The 16841-nt window shown below is 61.3% G+C and carries 20 protein-coding genes and 1 pseudogene; 13 read left to right on the top strand and 8 right to left on the bottom strand.

Going from position 1 to position 16841, the window contains the following annotated elements; all coding sequences use genetic code 11:
* Positions 1 to 67: 67 nt before the first annotated feature.
* Positions 68 to 805, top strand: a complete 738-nt coding sequence (locus OS035_RS09765) for an SDR family oxidoreductase (protein WP_097625772.1) — start codon at positions 68 to 70, stop codon at positions 803 to 805.
* Here OS035_RS09765 and OS035_RS09760 read toward each other — a convergent pair.
* The 5 genes from OS035_RS09760 to OS035_RS09740 all read right to left on the bottom strand — a co-directional run bounded on the left by OS035_RS09760 (position 768) and on the right by OS035_RS09740 (position 4149).
* The gene (locus OS035_RS09760; RefSeq protein ID WP_097625771.1) at positions 768 to 1691 is read right to left on the bottom strand and encodes a LysR family transcriptional regulator; all 924 of its coding nucleotides are present in this window, start codon (positions 1689 to 1691) and stop codon (positions 768 to 770) included. The genes OS035_RS09765 and OS035_RS09760 overlap by 38 nt on opposite strands.
* Before the next feature lie 117 nt (positions 1692 to 1808).
* Positions 1809 to 2246, bottom strand: coding sequence for an EamA family transporter (locus tag OS035_RS09755; RefSeq protein WP_097625770.1), 438 nt, complete (start codon positions 2244 to 2246; stop codon positions 1809 to 1811).
* 185 nt (positions 2247 to 2431) lie between these two features.
* Positions 2432 to 3133 carry a TIGR02281 family clan AA aspartic protease gene (locus OS035_RS09750; RefSeq protein WP_331813639.1) on the bottom strand — a complete coding sequence of 234 codons (702 nt, stop codon included), beginning with the start codon at positions 3131 to 3133 and terminating at the stop codon, positions 2432 to 2434.
* Positions 3130 to 3348 carry a DUF1289 domain-containing protein gene (locus OS035_RS09745; protein WP_097626050.1) on the bottom strand — a complete coding sequence of 73 codons (219 nt, stop codon included), beginning with the start codon at positions 3346 to 3348 and terminating at the stop codon, positions 3130 to 3132. The genes OS035_RS09750 and OS035_RS09745 overlap by 4 nt, the downstream gene beginning before the upstream one ends.
* A gap of 18 nt (positions 3349 to 3366) precedes the next feature.
* Positions 3367 to 4149: an adenosylcobinamide-GDP ribazoletransferase gene (locus OS035_RS09740; protein ID WP_097625768.1), complete on the bottom strand. Its 783-nt coding sequence runs from the start codon at positions 4147 to 4149 to the stop codon at positions 3367 to 3369.
* A gap of 188 nt (positions 4150 to 4337) precedes the next feature.
* Between OS035_RS09740 and cobT the strand changes: the two genes are divergently transcribed.
* Together cobT and OS035_RS09730 are read left to right on the top strand one after the other, a co-directional pair.
* Positions 4338 to 5354, top strand: a complete 1017-nt coding sequence (gene cobT, locus OS035_RS09735) for a nicotinate-nucleotide--dimethylbenzimidazole phosphoribosyltransferase (protein ID WP_097625767.1) — start codon at positions 4338 to 4340, stop codon at positions 5352 to 5354.
* 233 nt (positions 5355 to 5587) lie between these two features.
* Positions 5588 to 5977, top strand: coding sequence for a diacylglycerol kinase (locus OS035_RS09730; RefSeq protein WP_097626049.1), 390 nt, complete (start codon positions 5588 to 5590; stop codon positions 5975 to 5977).
* 48 nt (positions 5978 to 6025) lie between these two features.
* Here OS035_RS09730 and OS035_RS09725 read toward each other — a convergent pair whose 3' ends face one another.
* The gene (locus OS035_RS09725; protein ID WP_097625766.1) at positions 6026 to 7561 is read right to left on the bottom strand and encodes a sensor histidine kinase; all 1536 of its coding nucleotides are present in this window, start codon (positions 7559 to 7561) and stop codon (positions 6026 to 6028) included.
* Between the two features lie 106 nt (positions 7562 to 7667).
* Between OS035_RS09725 and OS035_RS09720 the strand changes: the two genes are divergently transcribed.
* The 5 genes and pseudogenes from OS035_RS09720 to OS035_RS09700 form a co-directional block, all read left to right on the top strand.
* Positions 7668 to 8225 carry a thermonuclease family protein gene (locus OS035_RS09720; protein WP_331813638.1) on the top strand — a complete coding sequence of 186 codons (558 nt, stop codon included), beginning with the start codon at positions 7668 to 7670 and terminating at the stop codon, positions 8223 to 8225.
* Positions 8226 to 8229: 4 nt separating this feature from the next.
* Positions 8230 to 8862, top strand: a complete 633-nt coding sequence (locus OS035_RS09715; protein WP_097625764.1) for a uracil-DNA glycosylase family protein — start codon at positions 8230 to 8232, stop codon at positions 8860 to 8862.
* Between the two features lie 69 nt (positions 8863 to 8931).
* The gene (locus tag OS035_RS09710; RefSeq protein ID WP_003540387.1) at positions 8932 to 9420 is read left to right on the top strand and encodes an Lrp/AsnC family transcriptional regulator; all 489 of its coding nucleotides are present in this window, start codon (positions 8932 to 8934) and stop codon (positions 9418 to 9420) included.
* Between the two features lie 670 nt (positions 9421 to 10090).
* Positions 10091 to 11113, top strand: a complete 1023-nt coding sequence (locus OS035_RS09705) for a porin (protein ID WP_222134663.1) — start codon at positions 10091 to 10093, stop codon at positions 11111 to 11113.
* 273 nt (positions 11114 to 11386) lie between these two features.
* Positions 11387 to 11893, top strand: a pseudogene (locus OS035_RS09700) (LysR substrate-binding domain-containing protein); the annotation flags it as partial.
* A 49-nt stretch (positions 11894 to 11942) separates the two neighbouring features.
* On the opposite strand, the gene OS035_RS09695 reads toward OS035_RS09700, so the two are convergent.
* Both OS035_RS09695 and OS035_RS09690 read right to left on the bottom strand, forming a co-directional pair.
* Positions 11943 to 12626 carry a DNA alkylation repair protein gene (locus tag OS035_RS09695; RefSeq protein ID WP_097628490.1) on the bottom strand — a complete coding sequence of 228 codons (684 nt, stop codon included), beginning with the start codon at positions 12624 to 12626 and terminating at the stop codon, positions 11943 to 11945.
* On the bottom strand, positions 12623 to 13492 hold the full coding sequence (locus tag OS035_RS09690; RefSeq protein ID WP_097628491.1) for an NAD(P)-dependent oxidoreductase: 870 nt from the start codon (positions 13490 to 13492) through the stop codon (positions 12623 to 12625). The genes OS035_RS09695 and OS035_RS09690 overlap by 4 nt, the downstream gene beginning before the upstream one ends.
* 161 nt (positions 13493 to 13653) lie before the next feature.
* Between OS035_RS09690 and OS035_RS09685 the strand changes: the two genes are divergently transcribed.
* From OS035_RS09685 to OS035_RS09665, 5 genes are all read left to right on the top strand, one after another.
* Positions 13654 to 14025 (top strand): hypothetical protein, encoded by a 372-nt coding sequence (locus tag OS035_RS09685; protein ID WP_097628492.1) that lies wholly within the window; start codon positions 13654 to 13656, stop codon positions 14023 to 14025.
* Between the two features lie 321 nt (positions 14026 to 14346).
* The gene (ssuD, locus tag OS035_RS09680) at positions 14347 to 15522 is read left to right on the top strand and encodes an FMNH2-dependent alkanesulfonate monooxygenase (RefSeq protein WP_097628493.1); all 1176 of its coding nucleotides are present in this window, start codon (positions 14347 to 14349) and stop codon (positions 15520 to 15522) included.
* Between the two features lie 338 nt (positions 15523 to 15860).
* Positions 15861 to 16184 (top strand): ArsR/SmtB family transcription factor, encoded by a 324-nt coding sequence (locus OS035_RS09675; protein WP_097628494.1) that lies wholly within the window; start codon positions 15861 to 15863, stop codon positions 16182 to 16184.
* Entirely contained in the window at positions 16181 to 16591 is a 411-nt protein-coding gene (locus OS035_RS09670) for an SRPBCC family protein (RefSeq protein WP_097628495.1), read from the top strand. The genes OS035_RS09675 and OS035_RS09670 overlap by 4 nt, the downstream gene beginning before the upstream one ends.
* A gap of 43 nt (positions 16592 to 16634) precedes the next feature.
* Positions 16635 to 16841 (top strand): hypothetical protein, encoded by a 207-nt coding sequence (locus OS035_RS09665; RefSeq protein WP_097628496.1) that lies wholly within the window; start codon positions 16635 to 16637, stop codon positions 16839 to 16841.

The following is a 16841-nucleotide window of genomic DNA, read 5'->3' as shown; positions in this document are numbered from 1 at the left end:
GGTTTCTTCCGTTTTTCTTCTGCTTCGAGTCGAGGCATCTGCTCTCCCATTCAAATGGAGATGCGAGATGACTACAATCAAGATCGAAGGTGCGAAGGTGTTGATCGTCGGCGGCAGCTCGGGCATGGGGTTCGCGCTTGCCAGGCGCCTGCTCGATGAGGGCGCCTCGGTGACGATCGCGGGGCGCAGTCAAGAGAGGCTTGCGGCAGCTTGCCGCCAGCTCGGCGACAACCCGAAACTTGGAACCCACGCTTTCGACATATCGCAGGAGGAGGAAGTCGCGGCACTCTTTCGCATCACCGGGGCGGTCGACCATATCGTCAGCACGGCCGCCGATATTGAAGGCGCCTATCAATTGCTGCCGTCGATCGAGCTTGCCGCGGCGCAGCGCGTGGTCGCGAGCAAATTTTACGGGCCGCTGCTGCTGGCGAAATACGGCGCCGACCACCTGCCGCCGTCGGGATCGATCACCTTTACCTCTGGAGTCGCTGCCTATCGACCGGCAGCGCGCGGATCGGTGGTCGCCGCCGTCAATGCGGCGCTTGAAGGTCTGGTCAGGGCGCTCGCCGTCGAATTGGCGCCAATCCGTATCAATGCCGTGTCACCGGGATGGGTGGATACGCCGATCTGGAGCTTCGTTGCTGGGGACGCCAAGCAGGCAACGCTGGATGCGATGGCGCAGCGCCTGCCCACCGGACGTGTCGGCCAGCCGGAGGATATCGCCGATGCGATCCGCTTCCTGATCGGCAACGGTTTCACCACAGGCACTATCCTGCATGTCGAAGGCGGGCATCGGCTGGTCTGAGGGGCAAAAGTTCTTCGCTGGCCGATTGCAGGAGGAGAGCGAGCGTCGGCGGCTGCACGCGCCGGCGCCGCCACATCATCACCAGCGAAGCGGTGGGCGGTTCGCCCGGCCACGGCAATTCGACGACATCGCTGCGCCCAGCGTCCGGGCCGACTGCAATACGCGGGACGAGGCCGTAACCGGCGCCCGATGCAACGAGCCGGATGATCGTCGCGATACTGTCAGCTTCCGTTACGATGGGCGGCGCAGTCACGCCCGCCTCTGCAAAGGCTGTATCGAACAGGTGGCGATAGACGCAACCGGTTTCGGTCGCGACAAAGGGCGCCATGCTCAGCGCCGCAAGGCTTTCAAATGACGGGACCTGCGAATCGCGGCCCGTGATCAACACCAGCGGTTCGATGGAGATGCGGCGCGTCGCAAAGCGTTCGTCCTGCTCACCGCGATCGAAGGTGAAGGCGACGTCAATCGAGCCGTGCCGCAATTGGGCAAGCAGCTCGCCGCTGCCGCCAATCTTGAGTTTGAGAACGAGGCCGGGGTTTTGCCTGCGGAAGAGAGAGAGCCAGGGTGCCAACCTTTCGGCGGCGATGGTTTCGAGCGTGCCCAGGAAGATGGACTGCTCGCTTCTGCCGGCTGCAGCATAGACGGCGGCCTTTGCCTCGTCATTCAGCGCCAGGATCTCCTCCGCATAGGCTTTTAGCGCCGCACCTGCCGGCGTCGGGGCGACACCCTGGCGGGAGCGGAGAAAGAGTTCCACGCCAAGCTCTTCCTCCAGCGCCTGTATCTGGTCGCTGAGGCTCGATTGGGCGAGGTTGACCTCGGCGGCGGCGCGGGTGAGATTTTGATGCCGTATCACTGCGAGGAATGTCTTTAATTGTCGTGGATTCATCTCAAGCTCCGCTGGTCGCGCAGGCGCCTTGACGCAGGATATCAACAAAGCGGAACCTGCTGCAACGCGGGAGCATTTTTGGCGACGAAGGGCCCGCCTGTGTTGTGCCCTTTCCGCTCAGGCGCTGCTGACCAGCAAAGCACCCGACAGGATGAGGAGGGTGCCGGCGACGAGCCTCACAATGTCGAGTTCGGCAGCTTCGCCGAGAAACGCAGCGCCGATTGCCAGCGTCACCAGCACGTTGCAGCTCCAGATGGGCGCGAGTTTCGACACCGGGACGCCATAAGCGAAGAGCGCGAAGCTGATGAGGCCGGTGCCGACGGCGAAGCAGGCGCCGGCGGTGGCGGCAAAACCGAGGCCTTCGGCGGTCCAGGGGGCAGGGCGCCAGATCAGCGCGGCAATCAGGCCGGCAAGCGCGCAGGCGGCGCCGAAGGCGATCAGATAGACGGCGGATCCGGTCGCGGCGGTGGCGCTCTGCTTCTGGAAGATAGCGGTGATGCCCCAGAAAATGGCGGGCAGAATACCGCCGATGATGATCGGCCAGAGTGAATTCATCGCGAAACTCCTGTCGCACCCATGGGTCAGGGCCTTTGCCGCAGGCCAAGGCCGGTCGAGCATGCGGGGTGCCACCAGACTAGGAGTTTCTTTTTGCTCTTTGTGGTCTTGTTGTTGCGCCTGAAGGTGACAGATGCGAACGCTGCCGTAAAGCCGTGCCGACTGCGGATCGCGAGCGCTGCGGCTCAGTCGCGCATGCGCAATTCGTCGGTCTGCATCTGCAGGGAGCCGAGCGTTTCCAGGAAGCTCATGCCGAGCAGGCTCTGGTCGAGCCGGCCGTCCTCGGCGACGCTGGCTGCGACATTGTTGCGGACGATCGGGCCGATTGCCACCTGGTCGAGCGTGACGGGTGCTGCGCGGCTGCGGCCGTTGGCGGTCATGACAGTCATCGAATAGCTGAGGCCGGAGAGGTCGATGCCGATCCGCTCGGCATCTTCGTGGGACAGCGCCACCATGCTGGCGCCGGTGTCGACGAGCATCTCGATCGTTTGGCCGTTGACGGCGACATCGGCTTCGAAATGGCCATTCAGCAGCTTGTGCAGGATGATCTCCTGGCCGCCTTCGCTTGTGGTGGCGACGACGGCGCGGCCGGGAACGAGGCCGGCGAGCAGCCGGTTGCCGACGCCGAGCGCTTCCTGACGATAGAGATAGACGGTCACGAGCGCCAGGATGATCACCAGCCAGATTATCATCTGGCGCATCGTCTCACTAACGCTGTTCCGGCGCGCCCAGATGCCGGCCGACAGCATCAGCGCGATCGGCAGCAGATAGACGACGCGGACGAAGTCATCGCTCTGCAGGCCGAGGATCCGGCTGCTGTCATTGTTGACGATCAGCACCGCAAGGCCGATGCCTATCACGACGAGGAAGACGGTCAAACGGATCATGAAGGTCGCTCCGGCCCGCTGGCGTGGCCTGTTTTCATGTCGTTCGATAGCGCAGCGGCGCCCGCAAGCCTTGCCGGCAGCAAGGCCATGATCCGTCTCCGCTCGATGTCGGAGTAGCTCATCCAGCTGCCGATTTCCTGAAGAGTCCGGCCGCATCCGGCGCAAAATCCGGTGGCGGAAACCATGGAGCAGACGTGAATGCAGGGTGTTTGCATGAAGGACATATCGGAGTTTCAAAGAGCCGTGGCAAGGGCGCAAAGCGTGGCGATCTCGCAAATTTGCTGCGTCGCGCCCAGCGTGTCGCCGGTGTGGCCGGCAAGCTTGCGGCGGATGAAAGCGGTAAAGGCAAGCGCAGCGATGCCGGTGGCAAGCAGGCTAGCGACCAGCGGACGCAGGCCGAGGGCAGGCCAGATCAGAAGCGCTGCGACAAGGCCGGCCGAGGCGAGGGCAAACTGCATTGCCGCCTCATCCGGCTGGCCGGTAGAGGCGGCGACGCCATCGGCCTTAGCCGGCGGCAGCCGCTGCCAGTGCCAGGCGATGGCGCCGCGGCTGAGTGCTGCGACGGCGGGAATGGCAAGGGCTGAAGTGAGCGGCGAGGCGTGGCGGGCGATGGCGGCAAGTGCTGCCGCGCGGATCGCGAAGGAGAGGACCAGCGCGATCGCGCCGTAGCTGCCGATCCGGCTGTCCTTCATGATCTCGAGGCTTTGCTCGCGGCTCTTGCCACCGCCGATGCCGTCGGCAGTATCGGCCAGGCCGTCCTCGTGCAGTGCGCCGGTGACGACAGCCTGGGTGGACAGCGCGATCAGGGCAGCCATCAGCGGATCGGCGCGCAGCCCCAGAAGGAGGAGCAGGGCGAGTGCGGGAACAAGGCCGATGACGATGCCGGCGAAGGGAAAGGCGCGCACCAGCCGGCCGAGCCTGCCGTCGTAGGTTTTGAACAGCGATGGCGGCATGGGAATGCGGCTGAGGAAGGCGACGGCGCGGGCGGTATCGACCGCATGGTCCTTGATCTTCATTCTGCTTCGTTCTGTCCAAGGTTTCGGCTTTTGGCCCCGGCTTATGGTCGCGGCGGCGCTTTTGCTGTTGTTCGCCCCGGCTGGCCGCTTTAAGAGGGTTGCGACCCGCAAAGAAGCTGATTTGCCCGACGCAAACAAGTGGTTTGCGTGAAAACAAGAATACCCGGATTCATAGGAAAGCCGCACAGATGAGCGTTTCAGGCCTGCCGTTCGACGATTTCCGTACCCTGCTCCGCGACCTGCCGGGGCCGGATGCCCGTGCGCTGGTGGCCGCACGCGAACGCGACGCGCAACTGACCAAGCCTCCGGGCGCGCTCGGACGGCTTGAAGAAATCGCATTCTGGCTTGCCGCCTGGACTGGCCGCCCCCCTGCCGTCAACCGGCCGCTGGTGGCGATCTTCGCCGGCAATCACGGCGTCACCAGGCAGGGAATCACACCCTTTCCGCCGGCCGTGACACAGCAGATGGTCGAGAACTTTGCAGCCGGCGGCGCTGCGATCAATCAGATCTGCGTCGCTTACGATCTCGGGCTGAAGGTTTTCGATCTGGCGCTCGATTATCCCACCGGCGACATCACCGAGGAGGCAGCTCTTTCCGAGCGCGATTGCGCCGCGACTATGGCCTTCGGCATGGAGGCAATCGCCGGCGGCACCGACCTGCTCTGCATCGGCGAAATGGGCATCGGCAATACGACGATTGCCGCGGCGATCAACTATGCGCTCTATGGCGGTTCGGCACGGGACTGGGTCGGACCCGGCACCGGTTCGCAAGGCGAGATGCTGGAGCGCAAGGTCGCGGCGGTGGAAAAGGCCGTGGAACTCCACGGCGATCATCTCGACGATCCCCTGGAAATCATGCGCCGGCTCGGCGGCCGTGAGATTGCGGCGATGGCCGGCGCCATCCTTGCCGCCCGCATGGAGCGCATCCCGGTGCTGATCGACGGTTACGTCGCAACCGCCGCTGCGGCGATCCTCAAAGCCGCCAATCCATCTGCGCTCGACCATTGCCTGATCGGCCACGTCTCCGCCGAGCCCGGACATCTGCGCGCGATCGAGATGCTCGGCAAGACGCCGCTTCTGGCGCTTGGCATGCGGCTCGGCGAAGGTACCGGGGCGGCACTCGCCGCCGGCATCGTCAAAGCAGCCGCTGCCTGCCATTCCGGCATGGCGACCTTTGCCCAGGCCGGCGTGACCAACAAAGACTGACGCCGCGGTCGGCGCCGCCTAAAGCGCGTCGCGTCAAACTCGATGCATGCGACCTGCTTTAGCTCTTTGTTTTTACGCATGTCGTTGCCGCAAAACCGCTGCACGCTTTTGCGCGACATGCTTTATCCGCACGCGGCTTCGCTTGCGCCGCCCAGATGGATTCGGTATCTGCGTATTCGGTCATCAAGCGGGGCGGCAAAGCCTTTCCCGGTCTGCAAGAGGAGAGGGGCGCCTTGACGAAGCGTGCGGTGACGAAAGAGACCGGATTTCGGCATTTCACCGCCGCCGCCAGCTATTCCTGGGCAGGCTTCCTGCGCGTTCTGAGAGAAGCAGCCTTCCGCCAGGAACTCGGTTTCTTCGTCGTTTCGATCGCGGCGCTGGCGCTGGTCGGGGCGACCGCCGGCGAGATCGTCGTAGCGGTGGTTCTGTTTCTCGGGCTGTTTTCGATGGAGGCAATGAATACCGCTGTCGAGGAGGTGATCGACCGGATTTCGCCGGAGATTTCGATCGTCGGCAAACATGCCAAGGATCTCGGCTCCTTCGCGGTGAGCTGCATGATTGCCGCCTGCTGCCTCTATCTCGGCTTCGTCCTCGGCAAACATATCTTCTTTGGATCCGCATGATGTCGTCCGAAAACCGCTCACACTTTTCGGCATCATGCTTTAGCTGAATCAGGCAAAACTCTTGCGCTTGCGCGCGACCGCCTGAGCCTCTTCCACGGCCGGCAGGCTCTGCAGCACGCGCTTGGCCGGCAGGATGGCGATGACCTCGGTGCCTTCGCGCAGCTTCGACTTCAGCAGGAATTGTCCGTCATGCTTGGCAAGGATCGCCTGGACGATCGGCAGGCCGAGGCCGGTGCCCTGTTCGGCGCTCTTGATGGCGATCGAGCCTTGGCCGAAGGCCGACAGGACGACGGGAATTTCCTCTTCCGGAATACCGGGGCCGTTGTCCTTGATGGAGATGTACTGTCCGCCGCCGGCGGTCCAGCCGACCTTGACGTGAATTTCGCCGCCCTGCGGCGTGAACTTGACCGCATTAGAGAGAAGGTTGAGCACCACCTGGCGCATAGACTTTTCATCCGCCCAGATGGCCGGCAACTGACGTTCGAATTGATCCGAAATGGCGATGTTCTTGGCGCGGGCCCGCAGCTGGACCATGCCGATGCAATCTTCGGTGATATCGAGAAGCGAGATCGCCTCCTCGCTGAGCTCGTATTTGCCGGCCTCGATGCGGGAGAGGTCGAGGATCTCGTTGATGAGATCGAGTAGATGCTGGCCGGAGCGGTGGATATCGCCGGCATATTCCTTGTAGGTCGGATTGGCGAGCGGCCCCATGACTTCCGCCGACATCACCTCGGAGAAGCCGAGGATGGCGTTGAGCGGGGTCCTGAGCTCGTGCGACATGGAGGCAAGGAAGCGGGACTTGGCGAGGTTTGCCTCTTCGGCGCGGCGACGCGCCTCGTCCGACATCGATTTCGCCACTTCAAGTTCGGCGATCAGGTCGTCCTTCTCCGACTGGTAGGAAAGGATCCTGAGGTTCGACTTGAACAGCCGATCGCTGATATAGTTGAAGAAGACGAGGGTACTGGTGAAGAGCCCCGTCAGGCTGATTTCGAGGAGATCGCGCGACAGGCCGCTCTTGGCGGCAAGCGCCAGGATCGCCGGCGAGAAGGCGACAAGCACGGCGGGCGTCAGCATGAAATTGGACATCGCCGTGACGGAGAGCGCGATCAGCAGCGTCGCGCCCTTATAAAGGATGAAGCTGGACGGCTCGCAGGTGTCGCAGCCCTGCAGCGCGAAGACCGCCCAGCAGCAGCCGAGCAGGAACTGGCCGAGCAGCAGCAGGCGGCGCCATTTGCGGGCGCTCTCCGGGGTGATTTCCTGCCGGCGCGCGCGCCGGGCAAGCAGGATATTGCCGGTTTGACAGGTGAGCGTCAGCAGCGCCCAGAAGAGCAACTGCGTATCTTCAGTGATATAGACGCCAAGCGCGGTGATGAGGACGATGAAGAGCGGCATGATCGTCGCGCCCTGCAGCATCGACGCTACATACATCTTGAGCACGTCACGATCGAAGGAAGAATTGGACGCATGGCCGGACTGAAGACGTTCGCGCGTTTGCCGCACGGCCTTGGAAACGGCCTTGTTGCGGTGGCTGCGCGACCTGTCGACGATAATCTTGTCGGTCGATGTGCTGACGCCGGTACTCATGTGCACGTTGAAACTTCATCCCAGGGTGGATAAGAGCTTAACCGGCAATTCTTAAGAAGATGTTTGCCATCTTTGCCAAGGATTTGTTTTTTAAGGAGGCGAAAGCGTGACACGGAGCCTGCGCCTGATTCGCGACGGCGTGACCGCTTTTGCTCTGCTGGCGCTCCTGGCGCTGATCGCCGCCAAGTTCAACGATGCAGCAAAAATTGAGCATGCGGGCGCTTTCCATGCTGCCGATGGCGACAGTCTAAGCTTGGGAGATGTACGTTTGCGCCTTGAAGGCATCGATGCACCGGAGCTTAACCAAAGCTGCGAGCGGGCGGGACATGCCTGGGCCTGCGGGCGGGCGGCGCGCGAGGCGCTGCAAGGCATGGTCGTGGCATCGGGAACGCTTTGCCAGGGGAGCCGGCGCGACCGCTACGACAGGCTGCTCGTCATCTGCCGGAGCGGGACGGGCGGCGACATCAACGCGGCTATGGTGCGCCGGGGCATGGCCATCGCCTATGGCGGTCATGGCAGGGAGGAGGCCGAGGCGAGGGCTGCCAAGGCGGGCCTCTGGGCCGGAACTTTCGAGCGGCCGCGCGATGTGCGCGACCATGCGCGCCAGAGTTCCGATTTCCACGGCCCGCTACGCTTCATCAGGCGGATCGTCGGATGGGAGTGAAGCGATGAGCGACGAAGCCAGGCTGGAGATGCTGCGGCTGGAGATCGCCTCCTGCCGCATCTGTCGTGACGCGCCGGCAAAAGGCCTTGCATATCGGCTGCCGCACGAGCCACGGCCTGTGGCTGTGATTTCGTCGAACGCACGCATCCTGATCGCCGGGCAGGCGCCCGGGCTCCGAGTGCATGAGAGCGGCCTGCCGTTCGACGATGCTTCGGGCGACCGGCTGCGGACATGGCTCGGCGTTGACAGGGCAAGCTTTTACGACCGCGATCGATTCGCCATCGTGCCGATGGGTTTCTGCTTTCCCGGCTATGACGACAAGGGTGCAGATCTGCCGCCGCGTCGCGAATGCGCGCCGTTGTGGCGGGAAAAGGTGATTGCGGCCATGCCGCAGATCGAACTGGTGCTGGTCATCGGCCAATATGCGCAGGCCTGGCACATGGAGGGCGAAAGGCGGGGCAATATGACCGAAACGGTGCGGGCATGGCGGGACGCTCTTCTGTCTAACCGGTCACCGGCGGTGCTGCCGCTGCCGCATCCGAGTTGGCGCAACAGCGGGTGGCTGAAGCGCAATCCATGGTTCGAGAAGGAATTGCTCCCAGTCCTGCAGGATCGAACGAAAATGCTGCTTTCCTGAAACAAAATTCTTTTCGTCGTGCGGAATCGCGTTATACAAAGAAAATAATTCGAAAGGACTGTTGCGCGAATGGACCGCCTCGACCGAAAAATACTGCGTCTGCTGCAAGAAGATTCGACCCTTGCCGTGGCCGATCTCGCCAAAAAAGTCGGGCTTTCGACGACGCCATGCTGGCGGCGCATCCAGAAAATGGAAGAAGACGGCGTCATCAAGCGCCGGGTCGCCATCCTCGATCCGGAGAAGGTCAACACCAAGGTCACCGTGTTCGTGTCGATTCGCACGGCCACCCATTCGATCGAGTGGCTGCGGCGCTTTTCCGAAGTGGTCGCCGAATTCCCCGAAGTGGTGGAATTCTATCGGATGAGCGGAGATGTCGACTATCTCTTGCGAGTCGTCGTGCCCGATATTGCCGCTTATGATGCCTTTTATAAGCGGATGATCGCCAAGATCGAGATTCGCGACGTCTCCTCCGCCTTTGCGATGGAGCAGATCAAGTATTCGACGCAACTGCCGCTCGACTACATGATTCTCGACAATGCCAAATCCAACGAGGATTGAAATCGCCGTGCGGCCTTGCAGCCGCACGGTCCAGAGACGCGAAGAGTGTGCTGTCTCGGTCGATTCCGCCACATTCTGATTTCACGGATCCGGCAAGGGTAGCAGCGGAATGTCATCCTGACTGCAAAAAAGCCCAGGAAATAGCGAAAAAACGCTCGAATCCCACCAAGATTCCGAAAAAATACATAGCCTGGTAAGGAATACGGCGCTATGTTGAACACAGCCAACGAGCGCTATGTCATTATTTCGTCTCATTGGTATCGAATTCAGGACACCATGTTCCAAACCGCTGCCTTGTATGTGTTGATTAGCCGGCGGTAGAGTTTATGCACTTCACCAATAATGTTCGACGGGGGTCGAACGGTGAAGATTTGACAAATGGGGTATAGCATTTGCGGCTTGCGATGGAGGATTTCCGTCGCGGAGCCGCTTGGTGTGTTTTTCTCTCTATATAATTGAAATTGTTGTATAAAAATCACGCTGTTGGGGAAAGTTGCTTTGCGGCAGCCATCCGGCGTGTATCAAGAATTGCTTGATAAAGCTTGGTATGTGATGACGGTTTGGCGGTTCGATCGATCCGCACGCCGAGATGGCTGTTCAAACTGGGCCGGCTTCAAATCGACTACCCGATTGGAAGCCAGCCCCGATCGACAAAGGAATGGATTGGTAAATGAACATCAGAATGGTTTTGCTTGCATCAGCAGCAGCGTTTGCTGCATCGACGCCGGTTCTTGCAGCTGACGCTATCGTTGCTGCTGAGCCGGAACCGGTTGAATATGTTCGCGTCTGCGACGCTTACGGCACCGGCTATTTCTACATCCCGGGCACCGAAACCTGCCTCAAGATCGAAGGCTACATCCGTTTCCAGGTCGACGTTGGTGATCAGCCGCTCAATGGCTCGGTCAGCAACGATTCGGATTGGGATGCCAAGACCCGCGGTCAGGTTCAGTTCACGGCCAAGAGCGACACCGAGTATGGTCCGCTGACCGGCGTCATCGTCATGCAGTTCAATGCTGACAACGCCTCGGATCAGGACGCCATCCTCGACTCCGCTTACCTCGACGTCGCGGGCTTCCGCGCCGGTCTGTTCTACAGCTGGTGGGACGATGGTCTCTCGGGTGAAACCGACGACATCGGCTCGATCGTAACGCTGCACAACTCCCTCCGCTATCAGTACGAAAGCGGCACCTTCTACGCCGGCATCAGCGTCGACGAACTGGAAGACGGCTTCTACAAGACGGACGAAGAGCCGAACAACGTCGGCGTTGCCTTCGGCGTTGGCGGCACTGCCGGCGCGTTCAGCTACCAGATCACCGGCGGCTGGGACTTCGACAACGAAGACGGCGCTGTCCGTGCAATGGGTACGGTTGAAATCGGTCCCGGTACGCTCGGCCTCGCTGCCGTATACTCTTCCGGCCCGAACTCCTACTACTCCGCAGCTGAATGGGCTGTCGCTGCCGAATACGCTATCAAGGCAACCGACAAGCTCAAGATCACTCCTGGCGTCCAGTACTACGGTGACTACTACGTTGCTGGCGACGACTTCAGCGATGGCGATGCCTGGAAGGTCGGTCTGACGGTTGATTACCAGATCGTCGACAACTTCTACGCCAAGGCTTCGGTTCAGTACCTCGATCCGGAAGATGCAGACGACTCCACTTCGGGCTACTTCCGCCTGCAGCGTTCGTTCTAATCTGCCTATTGATGCTCCCGGTCTTCGGGCCGGGAGCACTTCAAATCAGTTTCTGATCCGAGTGACCTCCGATCAGCTACGGGGACGAGTCCGGTCTTCCCTGCCGGGCCGTCCTTGCAGCGTTTTTACGCACAGTCCTCCGGCAGTCTTTCAGCACAGCCTTTCAGGTGAACCGAAGCGGTATGCTGCATATTGCACGGCGGCTTCTTGCCAGCATTGCCTCTCGAGGCACTCCCATTTTCAATTTTCAAGTGAGCTGGATTGATCGATAGCATCATCGGCTCCAACCGGCGCGCCGACCTCATCAACGAACGGATCGATCTTGATGTGAGGGCGACCAACGAGCCTGACGATGCGCAAGCTCGACCGGGCGCGGCGCATCCTGGTCGCAAGTCCCTCGCTGGTCGAGCGTACCGGCGGTTTGAATTGCGTGGAAAAGCTCGCCGACCTTCCGACGTTGGCAATGACGTCATGGGTGTCCTTTCATGGTTGGGAATTGATCGCTCCGAATGACGCCAAACGAGTGATTCGGCATCAGCCGCGGCTCACCTGCCGCAGCATGACCGCCATCCTCGACGCGGCCCGGGCGGGTCTCGGCTTCGGGCTTTTGTTCGAAAGCGCCTGCGAGGCCGATCTCCAGGCCGGCAAGCTGGTGCGGGTGCTGCCGGATTGGCAGTCGGAGGAGAGCCCTTTTATATTGTCTTCACGACCGCCAAGGGCATGCCGCCGGCAGCGCGAGTGTTGATCGATTTCCTCGTCGAAAAATCCCGACAGCATTAGTGAAGCGGCATTGACGAACAAGGGCCTTCGCCTCGAAACCGGAATGCGCTTATTTCAGCCGTGCCAGCAGCTTTTCGCCAGTCAGTTCCTTGACGGCATCCTTGCCGATCCAGCGGGCGGTTTTGTCAGGGCTTTCCGCCAGCCCCTTGGCATGGGCGAGGGCGGGTGAATGGCAGGCGAGATTGCGCTTGCCGATACTGCGGAGTGCCCAATTGACCGCCTTGCGCACGAAGTTTCGAGGGTCGGTGGCATGAGCCTTGATCAGCGGCAGCCAGGCAAGGATGGTCGTGTCGGGTTCGTTCTTGCGATGGACGGCGGCGCCTGCAATCATGGCGAAGGCAGTGCGCCTGACGAATTCACGCTCGTCGTCGGCGAATTCTGAGATGAGTGCGTCCAGTCCGGCCTCGACGAAGAGATCGGCGGCGCAATCGACGATCTCCCAGGAATTGAAATCATTGGCCCAATTCCGGGCTTCTTCCGCCGTCAGCCGTTTCGGCTCGGCAGTGCAGAGGGCGAGCAGGCGGGCTTCACGGATATCGCTTCGCCAGAGTTCGATCGCTCTGGCGTGATTCTTCTTCGCCAGTCTGACGACCGCCCTGATATCGGGATTGGAGATGCCGAGGGCGTGTGTGGTCACGATGCCGAAGCGCGCCATGCCGGCGACGTTCTCCTCCGAACGCAGCGTTTCGAGATGCGCGATCAGTTCTGCCGCATCGGAGGAGGCGTCAATCATTTTTCGAGACGTGCAAGCAATGAGGATGTATCCCAGCGATTGCCGCCCATCGCCTGGACGTCGCCGTAGAACTGGTCGACGACGGCGGTAACCGGCAGCTTGGCGCCGTTGCGGCGGGCTTCGGTGAGCACGATACCGAGATCCTTGCGCATCCAGTCGACCGCGAAGCCGAAATCATATTTGCCGGCGTTCATGGTCTTGTGGCGGTTTTCCATCTGCCAGGAGCCGGCCGCCCCCTTGGAGATCACCTCGACGACCTTTTCGATATCAAGGCCGGCGCGCTTGCCGAAATGCAGCCCTTCGGCAAGCCCCTGGACGAGGCCGGCGATGCAGATCTGGTTGACCATCTTGGTTAACTGGCCAGAGCCTGCCGGTCCCATCAGACCGACCATGCGGGCATAGGCGTCGATGACGGGCCTGGCACGATCGAAGACGGCCTCGTCGCCGCCGCACATCACGGTCAGGACGCCGTTTTCAGCGCCGGCCTGGCCGCCGGAAACGGGAGCATCGATGAAATCGACGCCTTTTTCCTTTGCTGCGGCATAAAGTTCGCGCGCAACCTCGGCGCTGGCGGTGGTGTTGTCGATCAGCACCGACCCCGGCCTCATGCCGTGCAGGACGCCGCTTTCGCCCGATGTCACCGACCGGAGATCTTCGTCATTGCCGACGCAGACGAAGACGAAATCGGCGTCCGCGGCAGCCTCGGCCGGCGTGGTGGCGGATTTGCCGGAGAATTTTTCTGCCCAGGCGACGGCTTTTTCGGCCGTACGATTATAGACGGTGACATCGTGGCCGCCCTTCGTCTTCAGATGACCGGCCATGGGAAAACCCATTACGCCGAGACCGATGAATGCGACTTTAGTCATATGTCCTGTCCTTATCCGGAGTGCGAGACCCTGAGGATTAACCGAAACGGCCGGGCCAGAAAAGCCGTGAAGACGGAGTTCCTTGCGATAGACGGATATGAGGCTGGTCGCCGTTCGCCTCAGCCCTAAATGGAGATCAGGCAAATGTTTCCGGGGGTGACATGCGCGAAACTCCGACGATCGAGCCGCGGCGCAAAGGCCGCAGTGGAATGCAGTCGATGCTTATTCCATCGCAGCAGATGGTCGCAGAGCAGATTCGATCGGCACAGCAAGGTGTTTTCACCGAGCTTGGCGTCCTTCGCCGCCGCCTCGCTGCCGAATACGGGGCGGACGCCTGTTGTCCCGTTACCGTGGAGCGACATCTGCGCGCGATTGCCGATCTGTCTTTCCTCGCCCTACAAAAGGGAGAACCGGTTTCAATGGTCACGCCCTATTGGCGCATGGTCGATCCCATGAGCCTCTTGGCAACGCGTCTTGCGGGTGGGGCGGGCTTTATCCGGGAGCGGCTGGCCGCCGAACGTCAAGAAGGATAGCGGCGGAAGGCTGCTATCAGCAGGCGTTTGCCGGCAAGCGACGGAACTGGGAAAATTATTCCCCCAAGCGGACAACAATGGCAAGTTGATATTGTCGATATAATTTATAGTCTATGCCAGTATTCCGACGAGCGATGGCTCAAGGCATCCGGCCGCGCCATCGATCGACAGGTATTTCAGATGTTCACGCGCAGATGAGCCCGGCATTCCCCTCCCGCCGCACCGCCATCCTCCCAGGCCGGCGCACGTTCTGCACGCTTGCCAAGGGCCAGCTAAACCGCGCGGGCCGACTTTCGAATTTCACAGCAAAGGACCGTTTCCATGACCGCCACATCCGATCCCATCAACTTCCTCTGGTTCATCCCGACGTCGGGCGACGGCACCTATCTCGGTTCCGCCGATCTTAATCGCGCGCCCGAAATCGGCTATCTCACGCAGATCGCCCAGGCTGTCGATCGTCTCGGCTATTCCGGCGTGCTGCTGCCGACCGGGGTTGCCTGCGAGGAGTCCTTCGTGACGGCGGCGGCGCTCGCGGCTAAGACCGACAAACTGCAGTTCCTGGTGGCGATCCGCCCGGGCACGGCCTCACCGGCTTATTACGCGCGTCTGGCGACGACGCTCGACCGCATTTCCAACGGCCGCCTGCTGCTTAATATCGTTGTTGGTGGCAGTCCGGCAGAGCTTGCCGGTGATGGCATCCATCTCGAGCATGACGAGCGTTATGCCCATGCCGAGGAGTTTTTCACCGTCTTTGAGGAACTGCTTGACAAGGGCACGGCAAGTTTCGACGGCAAATATATCAAGGCGACCAATGCGCGCCTCGGCTTTCCCTCGGTGCAGAACCCGCGTCCGCCGCTCTATTTCGGCGGCTCGTCGGATGCCGGCATCGATTTCTCGGTCGGCCGCGTCGACAAGTATCTAACCTGGGGCGAGCCGCCGGCGCAAGTGGCCGAAAAGGTCGCCAAGGTGCGCAAGGCCGCCGCCGAGCGCGGCCGCGAGGTGAGCTTCGGCATCCGCCTGCACTTCATCGTGCGCGAAACCGACGAGGAGGCATGGGAGGCGGCGGAACGGCTGATCCGTCATCTCGACGACGATACGATCCGCGAGGCGCAGGAGCGCTTCGTTCATGAGTCGGACTCGGTCGGCCAGAAGCGGATGGCTGCCCTTCACGGCGGCCGCCGCGACAAACTTGAGGTCTCGCCGAATCTTTGGGCCGGCGTCGGCCTGGTTCGCGCTGGTGCGGGCACGGCGCTTGTGGGCTCGCCGAAGACGGTGGCCGCACGCCTTGCCGAATATCAGGACATCGGCATCGATACGGTCATCGGCTCCGGTTATCCGCACCTGGAAGAAGCCTATCGCGTCGCCGAGCTGCTCTTCCCCGAACTCGGCATTACCCGCGAGCAGCAGCGCCTGGCCTTCAACAACGAGTTCGGCCGCAAGCAGGTTTTCGCAGGCGGCAGCCATGGCGGCAATCTGAAGGTCGTTTCCGGTTCCTGAGGTCGAACGAAGCGGGTAAGTCCGACATCGCCGGAAGCCGCTCGCGGCTTTTGGCGTCCTGTTGCCAACTGACGTGCAGGTGTATGTGGCTATGCCCACTTCGGCTCCTCGTGCCAGCCTAGCGGAAATCGTCCCGGCGCGCGTGAGCTAGCGGAGACGCGTCGATGTATAGTCAATGAGCTATGTTTAAATCGCTGACGGTTTTTTCTCCAGCGGCGAGTTCGTTGCGGGCTCTGGTCAGCAAGCTCACCTATTCAGTGTTTTTCGTTTTAGCCCTTGACTAACGCATACCTGCGTAGCTATACGTTAATCCATAGCTGAATAGGTATTGATCTAAAATGTCCGATGTTCAAGACACGCTGTTCAAAACGCTCGCTGATCCGACCCGGCGGGCTCTGTTCGAGCGGTTGTGCCGGGAAGGGGAGAAGACGGTCGGGGCTCTGACGGCCCGGGCCGGGGTCTCGCAGCCGGTCGTCTCAAAACATCTCGGCATATTGAAGCAGGCCGGATTGGTACGCGACCGCCACGAGGGCCGCCAGACGCATTATAGCGCGCAGCTCGGTGCGCTTGCTCCGCTGGTCGACTGGACCAGCGAGATGGCCGGGTTCTGGCAAAACCGCTTCAACGATCTCGAAGATTTGCTGAAAAGGATGGATCAATGACCGACATATCGACAGAAACGCGCTCCGTCGTCATCGAACGGGAAATCCCTTTTCCTTCGGAAAAGATCTGGCGGGCGCTCACGCAGCCGCACCTGATCCAGGAGTGGCTGATGAAAAGCGACTTCAAGCCGGCCGTTGATCATCGCTTCAGCTTCAACGCTGATTGGGGTTCGGTCGACTGCAAGGTTCTGGAGGTCGAGCCGAACAAGACCCTGTCCTATAGCTGGGATGCCTACGGTCTTGAAAGCACCGTCACCTGGACTCTCACTCCGACCGGTACGGGCACGCATCTGCGCATGGAGCAGTCGGGTTTCCGGCCGGATCAGCGGCAGGCTTACGGCGGCGCCAGGAGCGGGTGGACGCAGTTCCTTGCAAATCTGGAGCAGGTGCTGGCGCGAATGGAGTGAGGCCGCCCGTCGCTTCGGCTGATGCAAACGGGGGGAGGTCCCATTGAACCGGAACAGCTGGTTGCGTCAGCGCCACCGGTGGCTGTCCGTTGCCTTTACCGTGGCGGTTATTGTCAATATTATCGCCATGGTACAGGAGAAATCGACCGTCTGGGGCGGCGTCTTGGCATCGCTGCCGCTTGGCCTGCTATTGCTGACCGGTCCTTACCTCTTCCCGCTGCCTTATGCTGCCAGATGGCGTGGGAGATAG

The organism is Rhizobium sp. 268 (assembly GCF_036571585.1).
GTDB lineage: Bacteria > Pseudomonadota > Alphaproteobacteria > Rhizobiales > Rhizobiaceae > Rhizobium > Rhizobium redzepovicii.
The sequence above is the reverse complement of the archived record's forward strand: the minus strand, read 5'-3'. Positions and strand labels throughout refer to the sequence as shown.

Bases quoted from the DNA above. Each gene is read 5' to 3' on its own strand.
- OS035_RS09670 (WP_097628495.1), top strand. From the start codon at position 16,181: ATGACCGACATATCGACAGAAACGCGCTCCGTCGTCATCGAACGGGAA.
- OS035_RS09740 (WP_097625768.1), bottom strand. From the start codon at position 4,149: ATGAAGATCAAGGACCATGCGGTCGATACCGCCCGCGCCGTCGCCTTC.
- OS035_RS09755 (WP_097625770.1), bottom strand. From the start codon at position 2,246: ATGAATTCACTCTGGCCGATCATCATCGGCGGTATTCTGCCCGCCATT.
- OS035_RS09710 (WP_003540387.1), top strand. From the start codon at position 8,932: ATGGACCGCCTCGACCGAAAAATACTGCGTCTGCTGCAAGAAGATTCG.
- OS035_RS09745 (WP_097626050.1), bottom strand. From the start codon at position 3,348: ATGCAAACACCCTGCATTCACGTCTGCTCCATGGTTTCCGCCACCGGA.
- ssuD (WP_097628493.1), top strand. From the start codon at position 14,347: ATGACCGCCACATCCGATCCCATCAACTTCCTCTGGTTCATCCCGACG.
- OS035_RS09765 (WP_097625772.1), top strand. From the start codon at position 68: ATGACTACAATCAAGATCGAAGGTGCGAAGGTGTTGATCGTCGGCGGC.
- OS035_RS09675 (WP_097628494.1), top strand. From the start codon at position 15,861: ATGTCCGATGTTCAAGACACGCTGTTCAAAACGCTCGCTGATCCGACC.
- OS035_RS09760 (WP_097625771.1), bottom strand. From the start codon at position 1,691: ATGAATCCACGACAATTAAAGACATTCCTCGCAGTGATACGGCATCAA.
- OS035_RS09685 (WP_097628492.1), top strand. From the start codon at position 13,654: ATGCGCGAAACTCCGACGATCGAGCCGCGGCGCAAAGGCCGCAGTGGA.
- OS035_RS09750 (WP_331813639.1), bottom strand. From the start codon at position 3,133: ATGATCCGTTTGACCGTCTTCCTCGTCGTGATAGGCATCGGCCTTGCG.
- OS035_RS09690 (WP_097628491.1), bottom strand. From the start codon at position 13,492: ATGACTAAAGTCGCATTCATCGGTCTCGGCGTAATGGGTTTTCCCATG.
- OS035_RS09695 (WP_097628490.1), bottom strand. From the start codon at position 12,626: ATGATTGACGCCTCCTCCGATGCGGCAGAACTGATCGCGCATCTCGAA.
- OS035_RS09705 (WP_222134663.1), top strand. From the start codon at position 10,091: ATGAACATCAGAATGGTTTTGCTTGCATCAGCAGCAGCGTTTGCTGCA.
- cobT (WP_097625767.1), top strand. From the start codon at position 4,338: ATGAGCGTTTCAGGCCTGCCGTTCGACGATTTCCGTACCCTGCTCCGC.
- OS035_RS09715 (WP_097625764.1), top strand. From the start codon at position 8,230: ATGAGCGACGAAGCCAGGCTGGAGATGCTGCGGCTGGAGATCGCCTCC.
- OS035_RS09725 (WP_097625766.1), bottom strand. From the start codon at position 7,561: ATGAGTACCGGCGTCAGCACATCGACCGACAAGATTATCGTCGACAGG.